Here is a 15736-nt window from a genome sequence, read left to right on the forward strand (position 1 = left end):
GCTAAGCCGAGTAGGCCACTGCTGGGCCGAGTAGGGCCACCGCCAGCAGGCCCGCCCCCTGCCCCACGCACGGCAGCACCAGCACCAGCACGCGCACGACGTAAGTACGGCACGCACCCGCCCTGTACCACCGGCCCCACCCCCGGAGGACACCCGTGCACAGAACACGACCATGGTTGCGCAAGCCCCTGGCACTCCTGACCGGCGCGCTCCTCGCCGGTGCCTCGCTGAGCCTGACGGCCCCGGCTTCCGCCGTACCGGACGCGCCTGCTTCCGGGCCCTCCGCCGAAACGCAGGCGGGGGCGGGGACGGGGGCGGCAGCGCGGGCGGACAAGGGCAAGGGCAAGCCCAAGGCCGAGGACTTCCAGCAGGTCACCCTCGCCAAGGGCGAGCTCGAAATGGGCGAGCCCATGACGCTCGCGGTACTCCCCGACCGCTCCGTCCTGCACACCTCGCGTGACGGAACGGTCCGTCTCACCAGCGAATCCGGCACTACAAAAGTAGCGGGCAAAATACCCGTCTACTCCCATGACGAAGAGGGCCTCCAAGGCGTAGGCATAGACCCCGACTTCGAGCAGAACCGCGCCGTTTACCTCTACTACGCCCCGCCCCTGGACACCCCGTCCGGCGACGCCCCCAACGAGGGCACCGCCGAGGACTTCGCGAAGTACCAGGGCGTCAACCGGCTCTCCCGGTTCACGCTCAAGGAAGACGGCACCCTCGACGTGGCCGGTGAGAAGAAGGTCCTCGACGTCCCCGCGGACCGCGGCATCTGTTGCCACGTCGGCGGTGACATCGACTTCGACAAGGACGGCAACCTCTACCTGTCGACCGGCGACGACTCCAACCCCTTCGCCTCCGACGGCTTCACGCCCATCGACGAGCGGGCGGGCCGCAACCCCGCGTACGACGCGCAGCGCACCTCCGCCAACACCCATGACCTGCGCGGCAAGATCCTGCGCATCAAGGTCGCGGACGACGGCTCGTACACCATCCCGGACGGCAACCTCTTCGCGAAGGGCACCGAGAAGACCCGCCCCGAGATCTACGCGATGGGCTTCCGCAACCCGTTCCGGATGAGCGTCGACAAGCCCACCGGCATCGTCTACGTCGGCGACTACGGCCCGGACTCGGGCACCGCCGACCCCAAGCGTGGCCCCGCCGGACAGGTCGAGTTCGCCCGCGTCACCAAGCCCGGCAACTACGGCTGGCCGTACTGCACCGGCAAGAACGACGCGTACATCGACTACGACTTCGCCACCGGAGCCTCCGGCGAGGCCTTCGACTGCGCCGCCCCGAAGAACGAGTCGCCGCACAACACCGGCCTCACCGAGCTTCCGCCCGCGCAGGAAGCCTGGATTCCGTACGACGACGACTCGGTCCCCGAGTTCGGTTCCGGTTCCGAGTCCCCGATGGGCGGCCCGGTCTACCGCTACGACCCGAAGAACGAGTCCCTGGTCAAGTTCCCGAAGGCGTACGACGGGAACTTCTTCGCCGGAGAGTTCGGCCGCCGCTGGATCAAGCGGATCGCGCAGGACAAGGACGGCACGGTCGAGTCGATCAACCCCTTCCCCTGGCAGGGCACGCAGGTCATGGACATGGAGTTCGGCCCCGACGGCGCGCTCTACGTCCTCGACTACGGCACCGGCTACTTCAACGGCGACGAGAACTCGGCGCTCTACCGCATCGAGAACGCCACATCCGGCCACTCCCCGGTGGCCGAGGCGAGCGCCAACGTCACCAGTGGCCAGGCCCCGCTCAAGGTCGACTTCACGGCCAAGGCCACCGACGCCGACGGCGACGCGCTCACGTACTCCTGGGACTTCGGCGACGGCGCCACGTCCACGGACCAGAACCCCTCACACACGTACGAGAAGAACGGCGTCTACGCCGCGACCGTGACCGTCAAGGACGCCACCGGCCGCACCGGCTCGGCCAGCGCCCATATCACCGTCGGCAACACCGCCCCGACCGTGAAGCTCGAACTCCCCGGCAACGGCCAGCTGTTCACCTTCGGTGACACCGTGCCCTTCAAGGTGACCGTGACGGACCCGGAGGACGGCACCATCGACTGCTCGAAGGTCAAGGTCACGCACATCCTCGGGCATGACAGCCACGGCCACCCGGTCACCTCGGCCAACGGCTGTGAGGGCACCATCCAGACCTCCGCCGACGGCGAGCACGACCCGAACGCGAACATCTTCGGGGTCTTCGACGCCGAGTACACCGACCAGGGCGCGAACGGCCAGCCCCCGCTGACCACCCACGACCAGAACATCACCCAGCCCAGGCACCGCCAGGGCGAGCACTACGACGACAACCAGGGCGTGACCGTCACCAACCGCGCCCCCGCCCACGGCGGCAGGGCCGTCGGCGATATCCACAACGGCGACTGGATCTCCTTCACGCCGTACCAGCTGGACAAGGCCACGGGCGTGACGGCGCGGGTCGCCTCCGGCGGCAGCGGCGGCACCCTCGAAGTGCGGGCGGGCGCCGCGGACGGCACGCTCCTCGGCACGGCGACGGTCCCGCCGACCGGCGGCTGGGAGAACTACGCCGACGTCACCGCGGACCTCGCGGGCGCACCCGCAGGCACCACCCAGCTCTTCCTGGTCTTCAAGGGCGAGGGCACGGAGGCGCTGTACGAACTCGACGACTTCACCTTCACGACGAGCTGAGAAGGGGGCAACAATGCGCGCACGCACGCGACTTACGCTGGCGACGGCCGCGGCGGCCCTGCTCATCGCCGGTGTCTCGGGCCCGAGCGCCGCCAGGCCGGACCCCGACAGGAAGCCCGGCGCGCCCGGCGCGCCCGGCGCGCCTGGCAAGCCCGGCAAGCCCGGCAAGCCCGGCAAGGACGGCGAGAAGGTCCTCGTCTTCTCCAAGACCGCCGGATTCCGGCACGACTCCATCCCCGACGGCATCGCCGCGATCAAGGACCTGGGCGCCGAACACGGCTTCACGGTCGACGCCACGGAGGACGCGGCCGCCTTCAGCCGCGGCAACCTGTCCCAGTACGACGCGGTCGTCTGGCTCTCCACGACGGGCGACGTCCTCGACATGGGCCAGCAGGACGCCTTCGAGGACTACATCAGGTCCGGCGGCGGGTACGTCGGCATCCACGCGGCCGCGGACACCGAGTACGAGTGGGAGTTCTACGGCGCCCTCGCCGGGGCCTACTTCCAGTCACACCCGCACATCCAGCAGGCCACGGTCGACGTCGAGGACCACGCCCACGAGGCCACCGCCCATCTGGGCCCGACGTGGCAGCGCACCGACGAGTGGTACAACTACCGCACCAACCCCCGGGACCGGGCCCGCGTCCTGGCCTCGCTCGACGAGTCCTCGTACATCGGCGGCACGATGAACGGTGACCATCCGATCGCCTGGTGCCAGGCCTCCGTCGACGGCTCCGAGGGCCGCTCCTTCTACACGGGCGGCGGCCACACCAAGGAGTCGTTCGCCGAACCGGAGTTCCGCCAGCACCTGTTGGGCGGCATCCGCTACGCGATGGGCGCCTCGCAGGCCGACTGCCGCCCCGAGCAGGGATATGAGTCGCTGTTCGACGGTACGTCGGTGGAGGGCTGGAAACAGGCCGGTCCCGGCTCCTTCGAGCTCGGCGACGACGGCACCCTGACGTCCGTCGGCGGGATGGGCCTGTTCTGGTACGAGGCCAAGGAGTTCGGCGCGTACTCCCTGAAACTCGACTGGAAGATGGCCAGCCAGGGAGGCGACGACAACTCGGGAATCTTCATCGGCTTCCCGCCGTCCGACGACCCGTGGTCGGCCGTGAACAACGGCTACGAAATCCAGATCGACGCGACAGACGTCCCGGAGAAGACCACGGGCTCGGTGTACGGCTTCCAGTCCGCCGACATCAAGGCCCGCGACCGGGCACTCAACCCGCCCGGGGAGTGGAACACCTACGAACTCCGAGTAGAGGGCGAGCACTTGGAACTCTGGCTGAACGGCGTGAAGATCAACGACTTCACGAACACGGATCCGGCGCGGAGCCTGGTGCAGGGGCATATCGGCATTCAGAATCACGGCGACGCGGACAAGGTGTCCTTCCGGAACATCCGCGTCAAGGAGCTCCCGGCTGCTTCGAAGGGGGCGGAGAGCTGACGTGGGGCCGGCGGGGCCGGCCGGTCCATCCGGTTCGGCCCCGCCCCGCCCGGCGTCTGCGCGGCACAGAACTCTTCGTAACTCTTCTTACGACGGGAGGATGGCGTGGCCTCAATTGGTACGGCCGCTGGTGGTACGGCAACGGGGGTCTGGCTGATCGGAGCACGGGGTTCCGTCGCCACGACGGTGGTGGCGGGGTGCGCGGCGGTCGCCGCGGGCCTGCGTCCGCCGACCGGCCTGGTCACCGAGACCCCGCCGTTCGCGAACAGCGGCCTGGCACCCCTGAACTCCCTGGTCTTCGGCGGCCACGACACGATCGAGTGCCCGCTGCCCAAACGCGCCGAGCACCTGGCCGACGGCGGTGTCCTGCCACACGGCCTGGTGCCATCGGTCCGCGCCGAACTGGCCGCCGCGGACGCCGAGATCCGCCCGGGCGGCCCACTCCCGGGCGACACCCGCGACGACGAGGCGCTGATCGCCTCCTTTGCGAAGGACATCTCCTCTTTCGTACGCCGCCGGGGCCTGACTGGAGCGGTAGTGGTGAACGTCGCCTCGACGGAACCCGCCCCGTCCCTGAGCGAGGGCGAACGCCTCCCACCCAGCTCCCTCTACGCGGCCGCGGCACTCCGCGCGGGCTGCCCCTACGTGAACTTCACCCCCTCAACGGGCCTGAACCACCCGGCCCTTGAGGACCTGGCCCACCGCTCCGGCCTGCCGTGGGCGGGCCGCGACGGCAAGACGGGCCAGACCCTGCTACGGGCGGCCCTGGCCCCGATGTTCCTGTCCCGCGCCCTCGACGTACGGGCCTGGTCCGGCACCAACCTCCTCGGCGGCGGCGACGGCGCCACCCTCGCCGACCCGGGCGCGGCGGCCGCGAAGAACGCGGGCAAGGAACGCGTCCTCACGGACATCCTGGGCGGCCCGGCTCCCCAGGGAGAGGTCCACATCGACGACGTGCCGTCCCTCGGCGACTGGAAGACCGCCTGGGACCACATCGCCTTCGACGGCTTCCTCGGCTCGCGCATGGTCCTGCAAACCATCTGGCAGGGCTGCGACTCCGCCCTGGCGGCCCCCCTCATCCTGGACCTCGCCCGCCTCACCGCCCGCGCCTCCGCCCTAGGCCTCACCGGCCCCCGCCCAGAACTGTCCTTCTACTTCAAGGACCCGGCCCCGGGCGCCCCGGCGGCCTTGGCGGACCAGTACCAAACCTTGCTCACGTTCGCGCAGCGGCTCCGGGAGGCATGGTGATGCTGCCACGAGACGGGCTTCGGGCCCGGCTTTTTGGTGCTCTGGGTGCTCTGGGTGCTTTCGGTGCTTTGGGTTCGGGTGTTCTGGGTGCTTCGGGTGCTTCGGGTGCTCCGGGGGCTCCCGGGGCTCCGGTCGCGCCGGGTGCTCTGGGCGCTCCGGGATTTCTGGGTGCTCTGGGCGCCCGTCGTTCGGGCCCGGCGGCCGTTCAGGGCCAACTTTCCTTGCCCCGGGCTGCTTTGGGTGCCGTGGGGGCGGTGGCCTCCCGGTCGGTGTCCTGGTCGGTTCTAACGTCAGTTCTCCCGTTGGTTCTCCCATCGGTTTCCAAGAAGAGTGACCGGACCGTTTCGGCGGTCGAGGAATCCCCGGAGGAATCCCCGGAGGAATCCCCGGAGGAAGCCGGGGCGCGACGGATGGTTGCTCGCAGGGCCGGACTGGGCCGCCCCCGCGACTGGGCCGAACTCCTCCGGATCTCCGCCCTGTTCACGGTGCCGGGCGACGCCCTCGCAGGCGCCGCGGCAACAGGCCGCCGCCCGGGCCGACGCACCCTCCTCGCCATCGGCTGCTCCCTCTGCCTGTACGAGGCAGGCATGGCCCTCAACGACTGGGCCGACCGCGCCGAGGACGCCGTCGAACGCCCGCACCGCCCGCTGCCCTCCGGCCGTATCGCCCCGGGCGCCGCCCTGGCCGCCGCGGCCGCACTCACCACGACCGGACTCGCCCTCGCCGCCCGCGCAGGACGCCCGGCCCTGACGGTCGCCGGGGCCTTGGCGGGCACCGTCTGGGCGTACGACCTCCGCCTCAAGCACACCCCGGCCGGCCCCGCCGCCATGGCAGCGGCCCGCGGCCTCGACCTCCTCCTCGGCGCCGCGGCCACCTCCGGCCGCATCACCCCGGCCCTCCCTTCCTCCGCCACCCTGGCGGCACACACCTACGCCATCACCACCGTCTCCCGCCAAGAAACCCAAGGCGGCTCCTCCGTACCTCCCTTGCTCGCCCTCGCCACCACCCTCGCCCTCACGGCCTCCACGGCCTCCACGGCCACACGACGCCTCGCCGCGCCCCAACTCCCCACAGCCCAAGGGGGAGCAGCCCTCCTAGGGAGACACCCCTTAGGCCAGCCCGGCATGCGTCGCCCGTCCGCCCACGCTGTGCTCGCCGGGCCTCCACTCTCCATGGCTCGACGCGGAGTAGCCCTCCTGCGCCTGCCCGGTATGCGTCGCCCATCCGCGCACGCCGTGCTCGCCGGGCCTCAACTCTCCGTGGTCCGACGTGGAGTTGTCCTCCTGTGCCTGCCCGGTATGCGTCGCCCATCCGCGCACGCCGTCCTCGCCGGGCCCCAACTCTCGGCGGCCCGACGCGGAGTTGCCCTCCTGCGCCTGCCCGGCATGCGTCGCCCATCCGCGCACGCTGTGCTCGCCGGGCCCCAACTCTCGGCGGCCCGACGCGGAGTTACCCTCCTGCGCCTGCCCGGGACGCGTCCATCCGCGCACGCCGTCCTCGCCGTGACCTACGCCGTCACAGCCGCCCGCCCCCTGCTGCACGCCGCGCTCAACCCCTCACCCCCACTCACCCAACGCGCCGTCGGCGGCGGCATCCGCGCCATGATCCCGCTCCAGTCCGCCCTCGCCGCCCGCTCCGGCGCCCTCGGCACCGCCCTCGCCACCGCCGCCCTCGCCCCTATAGCCCGCACCCTCGCCAGGCGGGTGAGCCCCACATGACCCGGCTCCAGCTCTGGCACCCCACCCGCTCCGCCCGCGCACGGAAGGGGGAACCCCACCCATGACCCTCCGCTTCGGCTACGGCACCAACGGCCTCACCGACCTGCGCCTCGACGATGCCCTCGACCTCCTCTCCGACCTCGGCTACCAGGGCGTCGGCCTCACCCTCGACCACATGCACCTCGACCCGATGGCACGGGACCTCGCCGCCCGCACCCGCCACGTCGCCCGCCGACTGGACCGCCTCGGCCTCGGCGTCACGGTCGAGACCGGCGCCCGCTATGTCCTCGACGCTCGCCGCAAACACGCCCCCTCCCTTCTCGACCCGGACCCGGACCGCCGCGCCGCCCGCACCCGGCTCCTGATCCGTGCCGTACAAGTCGCCGCCGACCTCGGCGCCCACGCCGTGCACTGCTTCAGTGGCACCGTCCCGCCGGATACCCCCGACGCCCTGGCCTGGCGCCGCCTCGTCGACGCGCTCGGCCCGGTCCTTGACGTCGCCACCGGTGCCGGTATCCCGCTCGCCGTCGAACCCGAACCCGGTCACCTCCTCTCCTGTCTCGCCGACTTCCACCACCTGCGCACCGAACTCGACAGCCCGGACGCCCTCGGCCTCACCCTCGACATCGGCCACTGCCAGTGCCTCGAACCCGAGTCGCCCGCCGACTGCGTCCGAGCCGCGGCCCCCTGGCTGCGCCACGTCCAGATCGAGGACATGCGCCGCGGCATCCACGAACACCTCCCTTTCGGCACCGGCGAGATCGACTTCCCACCGGTCCTCGACGCCCTGGCCCGCACCGGCTACCAGGGCCTCACCGTCGTCGAACTCCCACGCCACTCCCATGCCGGTCCCCAACTGGCCGAAGAATCCCTCCACTTCCTCCAATCCGCGACCCCCACACCCACGGCAGCCCCTCCACCGACACCGAGCCCAGCCCGAGCACCCACCACTCCTCCAACACCACCTCCGATCCCGCACCCGTCACCCCGTCCGACGCCACCCCGACACCCGACCTTGCGCGAGACGTGACGCCACCGAGGCCCCCAGCGACCAGCCCGCGGGCGGGCCCGCGACCGCGGCTCCGCGAACGCCCCGCCACAGGCACCCACCCCTCGGCGGAGGGGCGAGAGGGCCCGTCGCTCGGGGACAAACGGGCAGTCAACGCTCCCGTCAACAACCCGCCAACGAGCCCATCCAGACCCGTCCCCGTCCCCGACTCCGCGGAACGGCCAAGCCGCCAGGCCCACCACACGGCGCCCCCCACGCCCCCCAGGCCCCCCGCTCCTCACGGCGCCCCCCGAGCTCACCCGAGGCAGACCCAGGCACTCCAGCCAGAGCCGGTCCCGACGACAAGCCCCAAGGAGGCCCCAGGTGACCGTCGACCTCGAACACCTCCGTGCCCGGCTCGCCCCCGCCCTCGACGCCACCGCCCTCGCGTGGCTCGACCAGGCACTCGCAGCGGCGGCCGCAGCCGCAGCCACCCCGGCGCGCACCGCCGACCGCACGGAGGCCCCTCGCCCCCACACCGCCAACCACGGCAACACCCCCGCATCCGACGATCCGCGTCACGGCACTCCCGGCACAGCCCCTCTCGTCCCCGGAACGGCCCCTCGAACCGCCTCCGGCCCAGTCCTCGGCACCACCTCCCCCACCTCGGCACCCAGCCTCACCCCGCCACCCCGGCAAGCCCCCATCCCCACCTGGGAGTTGCGATTCGCCGAAGCCGGACGACGCTGCCGCCGCGGACCGGCCGGCGCGAACCAGGCCGATGGTGTCGCCGCCACCGACGCCACCGGCACCGCTGCCACCACTGACATGGCCGTCACCGACGCCACCGGCACCGCTGCCACCACCGACATGGCCGCCACCGACCCCGCCGACCCCGCCGAATCCACCGACCCCGCCGACACCACCGACGCAGTACGCGTACTGCTCCTGCACACAGCCCGCGCCGATACCGACACGCTCGCCCGCCTCTACCGCCAGGGCACCGCGGCCGAACGCCGCGCCGTTCTCCTGTCCTTGCCTCACCTCCTGTCCGGGCCCGAAGCCCTGTCCCTCACCGAGGACGCCCTGCGGACCAACGACACCCGGCTCGTCGCCGCGGCCGTCGGCCCGTACGCGGCCGACCACCTGGACGCCCACACCTGGCGCCATGCCGTCCTCAAGTGCCTGTTCACCGGCGTGCCGGTGGATGCCGTCGCCGCACTGGAACAGCGTGCCCGCGGCGATGCCGAACTCGCCCGCATGCTCCGCGACTACGCCGCAGAGCGCACCGCCGCGGGCCGTCCCGTACCCGGAGATCTGCACCGTGTCCTCGCGCTGACCGAGCTCTCGGCCGAGGACACGCCCCGTAAGGAGTCCTGATGCGCATCTTCGACCCGCACATCCACATGACCTCCCGGACCACCGACGACTACGAGGCCATGCACGCCTCGGGCGTGCGCGCCGTGGTCGAGCCCTCCTTCTGGCTCGGGCAGCCCCGTACCTCTCCGGCCTCCTTTCTCGACTACTTCGACGGTCTCCTCGGCTGGGAGCCCTTCCGCGCCGCGCAGTACGGCATCGCGCATCACTGCACCCTCGCCCTCAACCCCAAAGAGGCGAACGACCCCCGCTGCACCCCCGTGCTCGACGAGCTGCCCCGCTATCTGATGAAGGACGGTGTCGTCGCCGTCGGCGAGATCGGCTACGACTCCATGACCCCCGCGGAGGACACCGCACTCGCCGCGCAGCTCCAACTCGCCGCTGACCACGAACTGCCCGCGCTCGTCCACACCCCGCACCGGGACAAGCTGACCGGCCTGCGCCGCACCCTCGACGTCCTGCGGGAGTCCGCGCTCGCCCCGGACCGCGTACTCCTGGACCACCTCAACGAGGTCACGGTCGACGAGGCCAAGGAAGCGGGCTGCTGGCTCGGGTTCTCCATCTATCCGGACACCAAGATGGACGAGGACCGGATGATCGCGGTCCTGGAACGTCACGGACCGGACCGCGTCCTGGTCAACTCGGCCGCCGACTGGGGCAGAAGCGACCCGCTGAAGACCCGCAAGGTCGGCGAGGCCATGCTCAAGGCGGGTTTCACCGAGGACACCGTCGACCGGGTCCTGTGGCAGAACCCCGTGGAGTTCTACGGGCTCAGCGGCCGACTCATCCTCGACGTGCCGGACACGGCCGCCACCCACGAGGGCAACTCCATCCTCCGCGGCGCCCCGAAGACAGCGTCGGGCGAGGGGTGACCCATGCGCTTCCGGCACCCCGACGGCTCCACCGTCCACCTCGCGTACTGCACCAATGTCCATCCGGCCGAGAACCTCGACGGCGTCCGCGCCCAGCTGCGCGACCACTGCGAGCCGGTCCGCAAGCGACTCGGCCGGGACCGGCTCGGCATCGGTCTCTGGCTGGCCAGGGACGCCGCCCGCGCCCTCACCGCGGACCCGGCGGCGCTGCGCGAGCTGCGCACCGAACTGGACCGGCGCGGCCTTGAGGTCGTCACCCTCAACGGCTTCCCTTACGAGGGCTTCGGCAGCGAAGAGGTCAAGTACCGGGTGTACAAGCCCGACTGGACCGATCCGGAACGTCTGACCTACACCACCGACCTCGCCCGGCTGCTCACCACCCTGCTCCCGGAAGACGTCACCGAAGGCAGCATCTCCACGCTCCCGCTGGCCTGGCGCACCGGCTTCGACGCCGAACGTGCCGCGGTCGCCCGTACCGCACTCGTCGCACTCGTCGGACGCCTCGACGCCCTGGAGGAGCTCACCGGACGCTCCATCCGTATCGGCCTGGAACCCGAACCCGGTTGCACGGTGGAAACCACCGCGGACGCCATCGCCCCGCTCCTCGCCCTCCGCGAAGCCCTCGGCGACGTTCCGCCCGAACCCCAGGCCACCCCCGTCCTCCCGGGCGACGCACCCGGAACGCCCACCCGTCAGCGGCCGCACACCGCACCAGGCGACACCGGGCATGCCGGGCACGCCGACCGGATCGGCCTCTGTCTCGACACCTGTCATCTCGCCACCTCCTTCGAAGATCCGCATTCCGCTCTCGACGCCCTCGACGCCGCCCGTATCCCCATCCCCAAGGCCCAGCTCTCCGCCGCCCTGCATGCCGAGCACCCCCATCTCCCCGAGGTGCGCGCGGCGTTGGCGGCCTTCGACGAGCCCCGCTTCCTGCACCAGACCCGCACCCGTCCTCGGACCGGGCCCGCACCCGCACCCGCACCCGCACCGGACGGTCAGCCCGGGACCTCGGGCGGGCTGTGCGGCACCGATGACCTCGGCGCGGCCCTCGCCGCGGACGCCCTGCCCGACGACGCCCCCTGGCGGGCCCACTACCACGTGCCGCTGCACGCCGCACCCATGCCTCCGCTCACCTCCACTCTCTCCGTTCTGCGCGACGCCCTGTCCCGCCTCGTCGGAGGGCCGCACCCACGCACCCGGCACCTGGAGGTCGAGACCTACACCTGGCAGGCCCTGCCCCCAGAGCTGCGCCCGCGCGGCCGCCCCCAGCTCATCGACGGCATCGCCGCCGAACTGACCCTTGCCCGCGATCTCCTCGTCGACCTGGGCCTCAAGGAGCTGCCATGACCGAAGCCACCAGGCCCGCAGAGCCCACCCCCCTTCTCGTACTCGACGTCGTAGGACTCACCCCGCGCCTGCTCGACCACATGCCCCGGCTCAAGTCCCTGGCAGAGGACGGTTCGAGCGCCCCGCTCGGCACGGTCCTTCCGGCCGTCACCTGCTCCGCCCAGTCGACCTTCCTCACCGGCGCCCCACCCGCGGAGCACGGCATCGTCGGCAACGGCTGGTATTTCCGCGAACTCGGCGACGTCCTGCTGTGGCGCCAGCACAACGGCCTGGTCTCCGGCGACAAACTCTGGGACGCCGCCCGCCGCGTCCACCCGGGCTACACCGTCGCCAATATCTGCTGGTGGTACGCCATGGGCGCCGACACCGACATCACTGTCACCCCCCGTCCCGTCTACTACGCCGACGGCCGCAAAGAACCCGACTGCTACACCCGGCCCCCGGCCCTGCACGACGAACTCACCAAGAAATTCGGCACGTTCCCCCTGTTCCACTTCTGGGGCCCCGGGGCAGACATCACGTCCTCCCAGTGGATCGTGGCCGCCACCCGGCACATCCTCGGCACCCGCCACCCCGATCTGGCCCTCGCCTACGTCCCTCACCTCGACTACGACCTGCAGCGCTACGGTCCCGACGATCCGCGCGCCCACCAGGCCGCCACCGACCTCGACCGCACCCTCACCCCCCTTCTCGACGACGCGGCGCGTGAAGGCCGCACCGTGGTCGCACTCTCCGAATACGGCATCACCCGCGTCAGCCGCCCCGTCGACATCAACCGCGCGCTGCGCCGCGCAGGTCTCCTCGAGGTCCACACCCAGGACGGCATGGAGTACCTGGACCCCATGGCCTCCCGTGCCTTCGCCGTGGCCGACCACCAGATCGCCCACGTCTACGTACGCCGCCCGGAAGATCTCGACGCTGCTCGGAAGGCACTTCATGGCCTGGCAGGCATCGATCAACTACTGGACGACGAGGGCAAGAAGAACCACGGCCTCGATCACCCGCGCTCCGGAGAACTGATCGCCATCGCGGAGCCGGACGCCTGGTTCACGTACTACTACTGGCTCGACGATGCGCGCGCCCCCGACTTCGCGCAGCTTGTGGAGATCCATCGCAAGCCGGGCTACGACCCGGTCGAGCTGTTCATGGATCCCCAAGACCCCTACGTCAAGGTCAAGGCCGCCACCGCGCTGGCCCGCAAGAAAATCGGGCTGCGCTACCGCATGGCGGTGGTGCCCCTGGACCCCTCACCTATTCGAGGCAGCCATGGCCGCCTCCCCGAGGACCCGAACGACGGTCCGCTCATCCTGTGCTCCACCCCCCGCGCTGTCACCGGCCCGATCCGGGCCACCGATGTGAAATCCCTGCTGCTTTCGCTCGCCGGTCTCTCGTCCCGACCGGCTGCAGATCACTCAAGCAGACACCACTGACAACGCCCCGTGACGACGAGGAGTTCCCGCATGCTCCGACTTTCCCGCACGTCCGCCGACGACCCCGAACTCACGCACAGGCTCACCAGACGCGGCATGCTCGGCGTCGCCGCCGGTGCCACCGCGGCCGCCGTCCTCGGCTCCGCCACCCCGGCCGCCGCCGTGTCGGACGCACCGGCCGCCGCACCGAACGCTGCCGGGGCGGGAGGCGGCCCCGTACTTCCCCCGGGCCGACTCGGCATTCAGCTCTACAGCCTGCGCGACAAGGTCAGCACGCTCGGCTTTGCCCCCGTCTTCGCCGAGCTGGAGCGCCACAACTACGACGAGATCGAGTTCGCCGGCTACACCCAGGGCACCGCGGGCCCCATCACCCTGCGCCAGCTCAAGTGCCTCGCCGCCGACCACGGTTTGACGCCGATCGGCAGCCACGTCGGGTACCACTCCGACAGCGACCCGAACGCGTACACCTTCGCGCAGAACCTCGAACGCGTCCTGGACGACGCCCAGGCCCTCGGCCTGAAGCACATCGGCACCGCGTCCGGGCCCTGGCGCTACGGCACCACCGTCGACGGGTGGAAGCGCTGCGCCGAGGAGTTCAACGCGTTCGGCGCGGCCGCGAGGGAGCGCGGCATGAAGTTCTACCAGCACAACCACGCCGAGGAGTTCTCCTTCGCCACCGACCGGCCCGACGTACGCCTCTACGACGTGCTGCTCGCCGAGACCGACCCGGACCTGGTGTATCTGGAGATGGACATCTACTGGGCGTTCGCCGGCCAGTTCCGCTTCTCCCGGCGGGCCGACGGCACCCCCGCGCCGTTCGAGCCCCTCGACTACGTACTGAAGCAGCCGCACCGCTACCCGCTGTTCCACGTCAAGGACGGCGAGCACGACGAGTCCGCGCGGGACGGGTACCGGATGGTCGACGTCGGCGACGGAGACATCGACTACAAGACGTTCCTGTCCGCGGTCACGCACCGCACCCCGAGGGGACGCCGCTACCACCACTGGCAGGTGGAACACGACAATCCGGTGGACTCCCTCGAGTTCGCCCGCAAGTCGAGCGAGCACCTGCACTCGCTGCGCGAGTGAGACTGCCAGCGGGGCACACCCGTCATACGCAGCGCCCCCGGCACGATGCCGGGGGCGCTGCGTATGGGAAGTGCGGGGAGCGCACGGAGGAGCGGGTGCGAGGCTAGAGCGCGTCCCTGCTGATGGGCTGCGGATTCGGCGTGATCTTCTTGCGCTTCGGCCGCCCCGGCGGGGTGAGGAACAGCGCCACGAACCCGGCGAAGAACGAGATGCAGCCCGCCAGGATGAAGGCACCGGAGTGTCCCCAGGCGCCGACGACCACGGCGCCCATGCCCGCGCCCAGGCCGGAGACGAGCTTGGAGCTGTAGACCATGCCGTAGTTGGTGGCGTTGTTGTTCTCGCCGAAGTAGTCGGCGGTGAGTGCCGCGAACATCGGGAAGATGGCGCCGCCGCCGAAGCCGGAGATCGCGGAGAAGATCAGGAACAGCGGCAGGTTCTTGAGCTCGGCCGACCAGATGATGCCGAACTGGGCGAGACCGAGGATGAGACAGACAGAGAGCAGACACTGCTTGCGGCCGTAGCGGTCGGAGAGCCAGCCGATGACGCCGCGCCCGGTGCCGTTGACGATCGCCTTGAGCGACATCGCGGTCGCCACGATCCCGCTGGCGAAGCCCGCCTCGTTGCCGATGTCGACCTGGAAGGCGATGCCGAAGATATTCACGCCGGAGGTACAGGCGAGACAGAACCACATCAGCGCCACCCGGCCGGTCTTCCAGGCCTCCATGGGGGAGTACTGCTTGACGGCCGGCGGGTTCTTCTCCAGCGAACGGCGGGCGCGCGGGTCCTCCGGCGGGTTGAGCGGGTCGACCTCGGCGGGCCACCAGTTCTTCGGCGGGTCCTTGAAGAAGAAGCCGGCGACGGCCACGACCGCGGCGAGGAAGAGACCGACGCAGACCAGTACCGTACGGAAGTTGGACAGGTCCATGACGCCGGTGAAGATGAAGACGAACGGCACCGAGCCGTAGGCGAAGCCGCCGTTGACGAAGCCGGTCTTGCCGCCCCTGCGTTCCGGATACCACTTGCCCACCATGTTGACGCAGGTGGCGTACACCATGCCCGCGCCCATGCCACTGAACATGCTGAAGCCGATGTAGGCGAAGACGACGTGCGGCGCGTACGCCAGGGACAGGTATCCCATCAGCGTGCCCGCCGAGCCGAGCATCATCGCCCAGCGGGCCGGAAGTTTGCCGCTCTCGCGCAGCCTGCCCGCGGGGAAGGCCACCGCGGCCTGGAAGAACACCCAGACGGTCATCATCCAGAAGATGTGACCGCTGGCCCAGTGGTGCGCGTTGTGGAGGGTGTCCTCCGCGGATGCGAATGCGTACTCCGCGGAGCTGATGCCCATCATGCCGACCCACGGCAGGATGACCATCCACTTGCGCTTGCGCCCCATGATGTCGATGTCGGTCTCGCCGAGCCGGTACGTCCGGCCGTTGGCGTCCGTCACCTCCCTGTAGGGGACGGCCGTTGGTATGTCGGTTGTTGTCATGTCGATCGAACCCCTCGCGTGGAAGAAGTCTGGCCAGCGCCCCCTGTCCG

Annotated in this window: 11 protein-coding genes; 10 read left to right on the forward strand and 1 reads right to left on the reverse strand. The window is 70.8% G+C overall.

Annotation, left to right across the window (positions count from 1 at the left end; translation table 11 throughout):
- Positions 1-155 precede the first annotated feature (155 nt).
- From ACWD10_RS24785 to ACWD10_RS24830, 10 genes are all read left to right on the forward strand, one after another.
- Entirely contained in the window at positions 156-2678 is a 2523-nt protein-coding gene (locus tag ACWD10_RS24785) for a PQQ-dependent sugar dehydrogenase (RefSeq protein WP_451094535.1), read from the forward strand.
- A gap of 13 nt (positions 2679-2691) precedes the next feature.
- Positions 2692-4125 (forward strand): ThuA domain-containing protein, encoded by a 1434-nt coding sequence (locus ACWD10_RS24790; protein WP_451094537.1) that lies wholly within the window; start codon positions 2692-2694, stop codon positions 4123-4125.
- A gap of 105 nt (positions 4126-4230) precedes the next feature.
- On the forward strand, positions 4231-5373 hold the full coding sequence (locus ACWD10_RS24795) for an inositol-3-phosphate synthase (protein ID WP_451094539.1): 1143 nt from the start codon (positions 4231-4233) through the stop codon (positions 5371-5373).
- A gap of 485 nt (positions 5374-5858) precedes the next feature.
- Complete coding sequence (locus ACWD10_RS24800) at positions 5859-7091, forward strand: SCO3242 family prenyltransferase (protein ID WP_451094622.1); 1233 nt, start codon at positions 5859-5861, stop codon at positions 7089-7091.
- 61 nt (positions 7092-7152) lie between these two features.
- Positions 7153-8121, forward strand: a complete 969-nt coding sequence (locus ACWD10_RS24805; protein WP_451094541.1) for a sugar phosphate isomerase/epimerase family protein — start codon at positions 7153-7155, stop codon at positions 8119-8121.
- Between the two features lie 663 nt (positions 8122-8784).
- Entirely contained in the window at positions 8785-9459 is a 675-nt protein-coding gene (locus ACWD10_RS24810; RefSeq protein ID WP_451094624.1) for an EboA domain-containing protein, read from the forward strand.
- Positions 9459-10328, forward strand: coding sequence for a TatD family hydrolase (locus ACWD10_RS24815; RefSeq protein ID WP_451094543.1), 870 nt, complete (start codon positions 9459-9461; stop codon positions 10326-10328). The genes ACWD10_RS24810 and ACWD10_RS24815 overlap by 1 nt, the downstream gene beginning before the upstream one ends.
- A gap of 3 nt (positions 10329-10331) precedes the next feature.
- Positions 10332-11678 (forward strand): metabolite traffic protein EboE, encoded by a 1347-nt coding sequence (eboE, locus tag ACWD10_RS24820; RefSeq protein WP_451094545.1) that lies wholly within the window; start codon positions 10332-10334, stop codon positions 11676-11678.
- Positions 11675-13108 carry an alkaline phosphatase family protein gene (locus ACWD10_RS24825; protein ID WP_451094547.1) on the forward strand — a complete coding sequence of 478 codons (1434 nt, stop codon included), beginning with the start codon at positions 11675-11677 and terminating at the stop codon, positions 13106-13108. The genes eboE and ACWD10_RS24825 overlap by 4 nt, the downstream gene beginning before the upstream one ends.
- 30 nt (positions 13109-13138) lie before the next feature.
- On the forward strand, positions 13139-14197 hold the full coding sequence (locus ACWD10_RS24830; RefSeq protein ID WP_451094549.1) for a sugar phosphate isomerase/epimerase family protein: 1059 nt from the start codon (positions 13139-13141) through the stop codon (positions 14195-14197).
- A gap of 103 nt (positions 14198-14300) precedes the next feature.
- On the opposite strand, the gene ACWD10_RS24835 is transcribed toward ACWD10_RS24830, so the two are convergent.
- On the reverse strand, positions 14301-15686 hold the full coding sequence (locus ACWD10_RS24835; protein WP_451094551.1) for an OFA family MFS transporter: 1386 nt from the start codon (positions 15684-15686) through the stop codon (positions 14301-14303).
- Between the last annotated feature and the right edge of the window lie 50 nt (positions 15687-15736).

Source organism: Streptomyces sp. NPDC002851 (assembly GCF_053591935.1).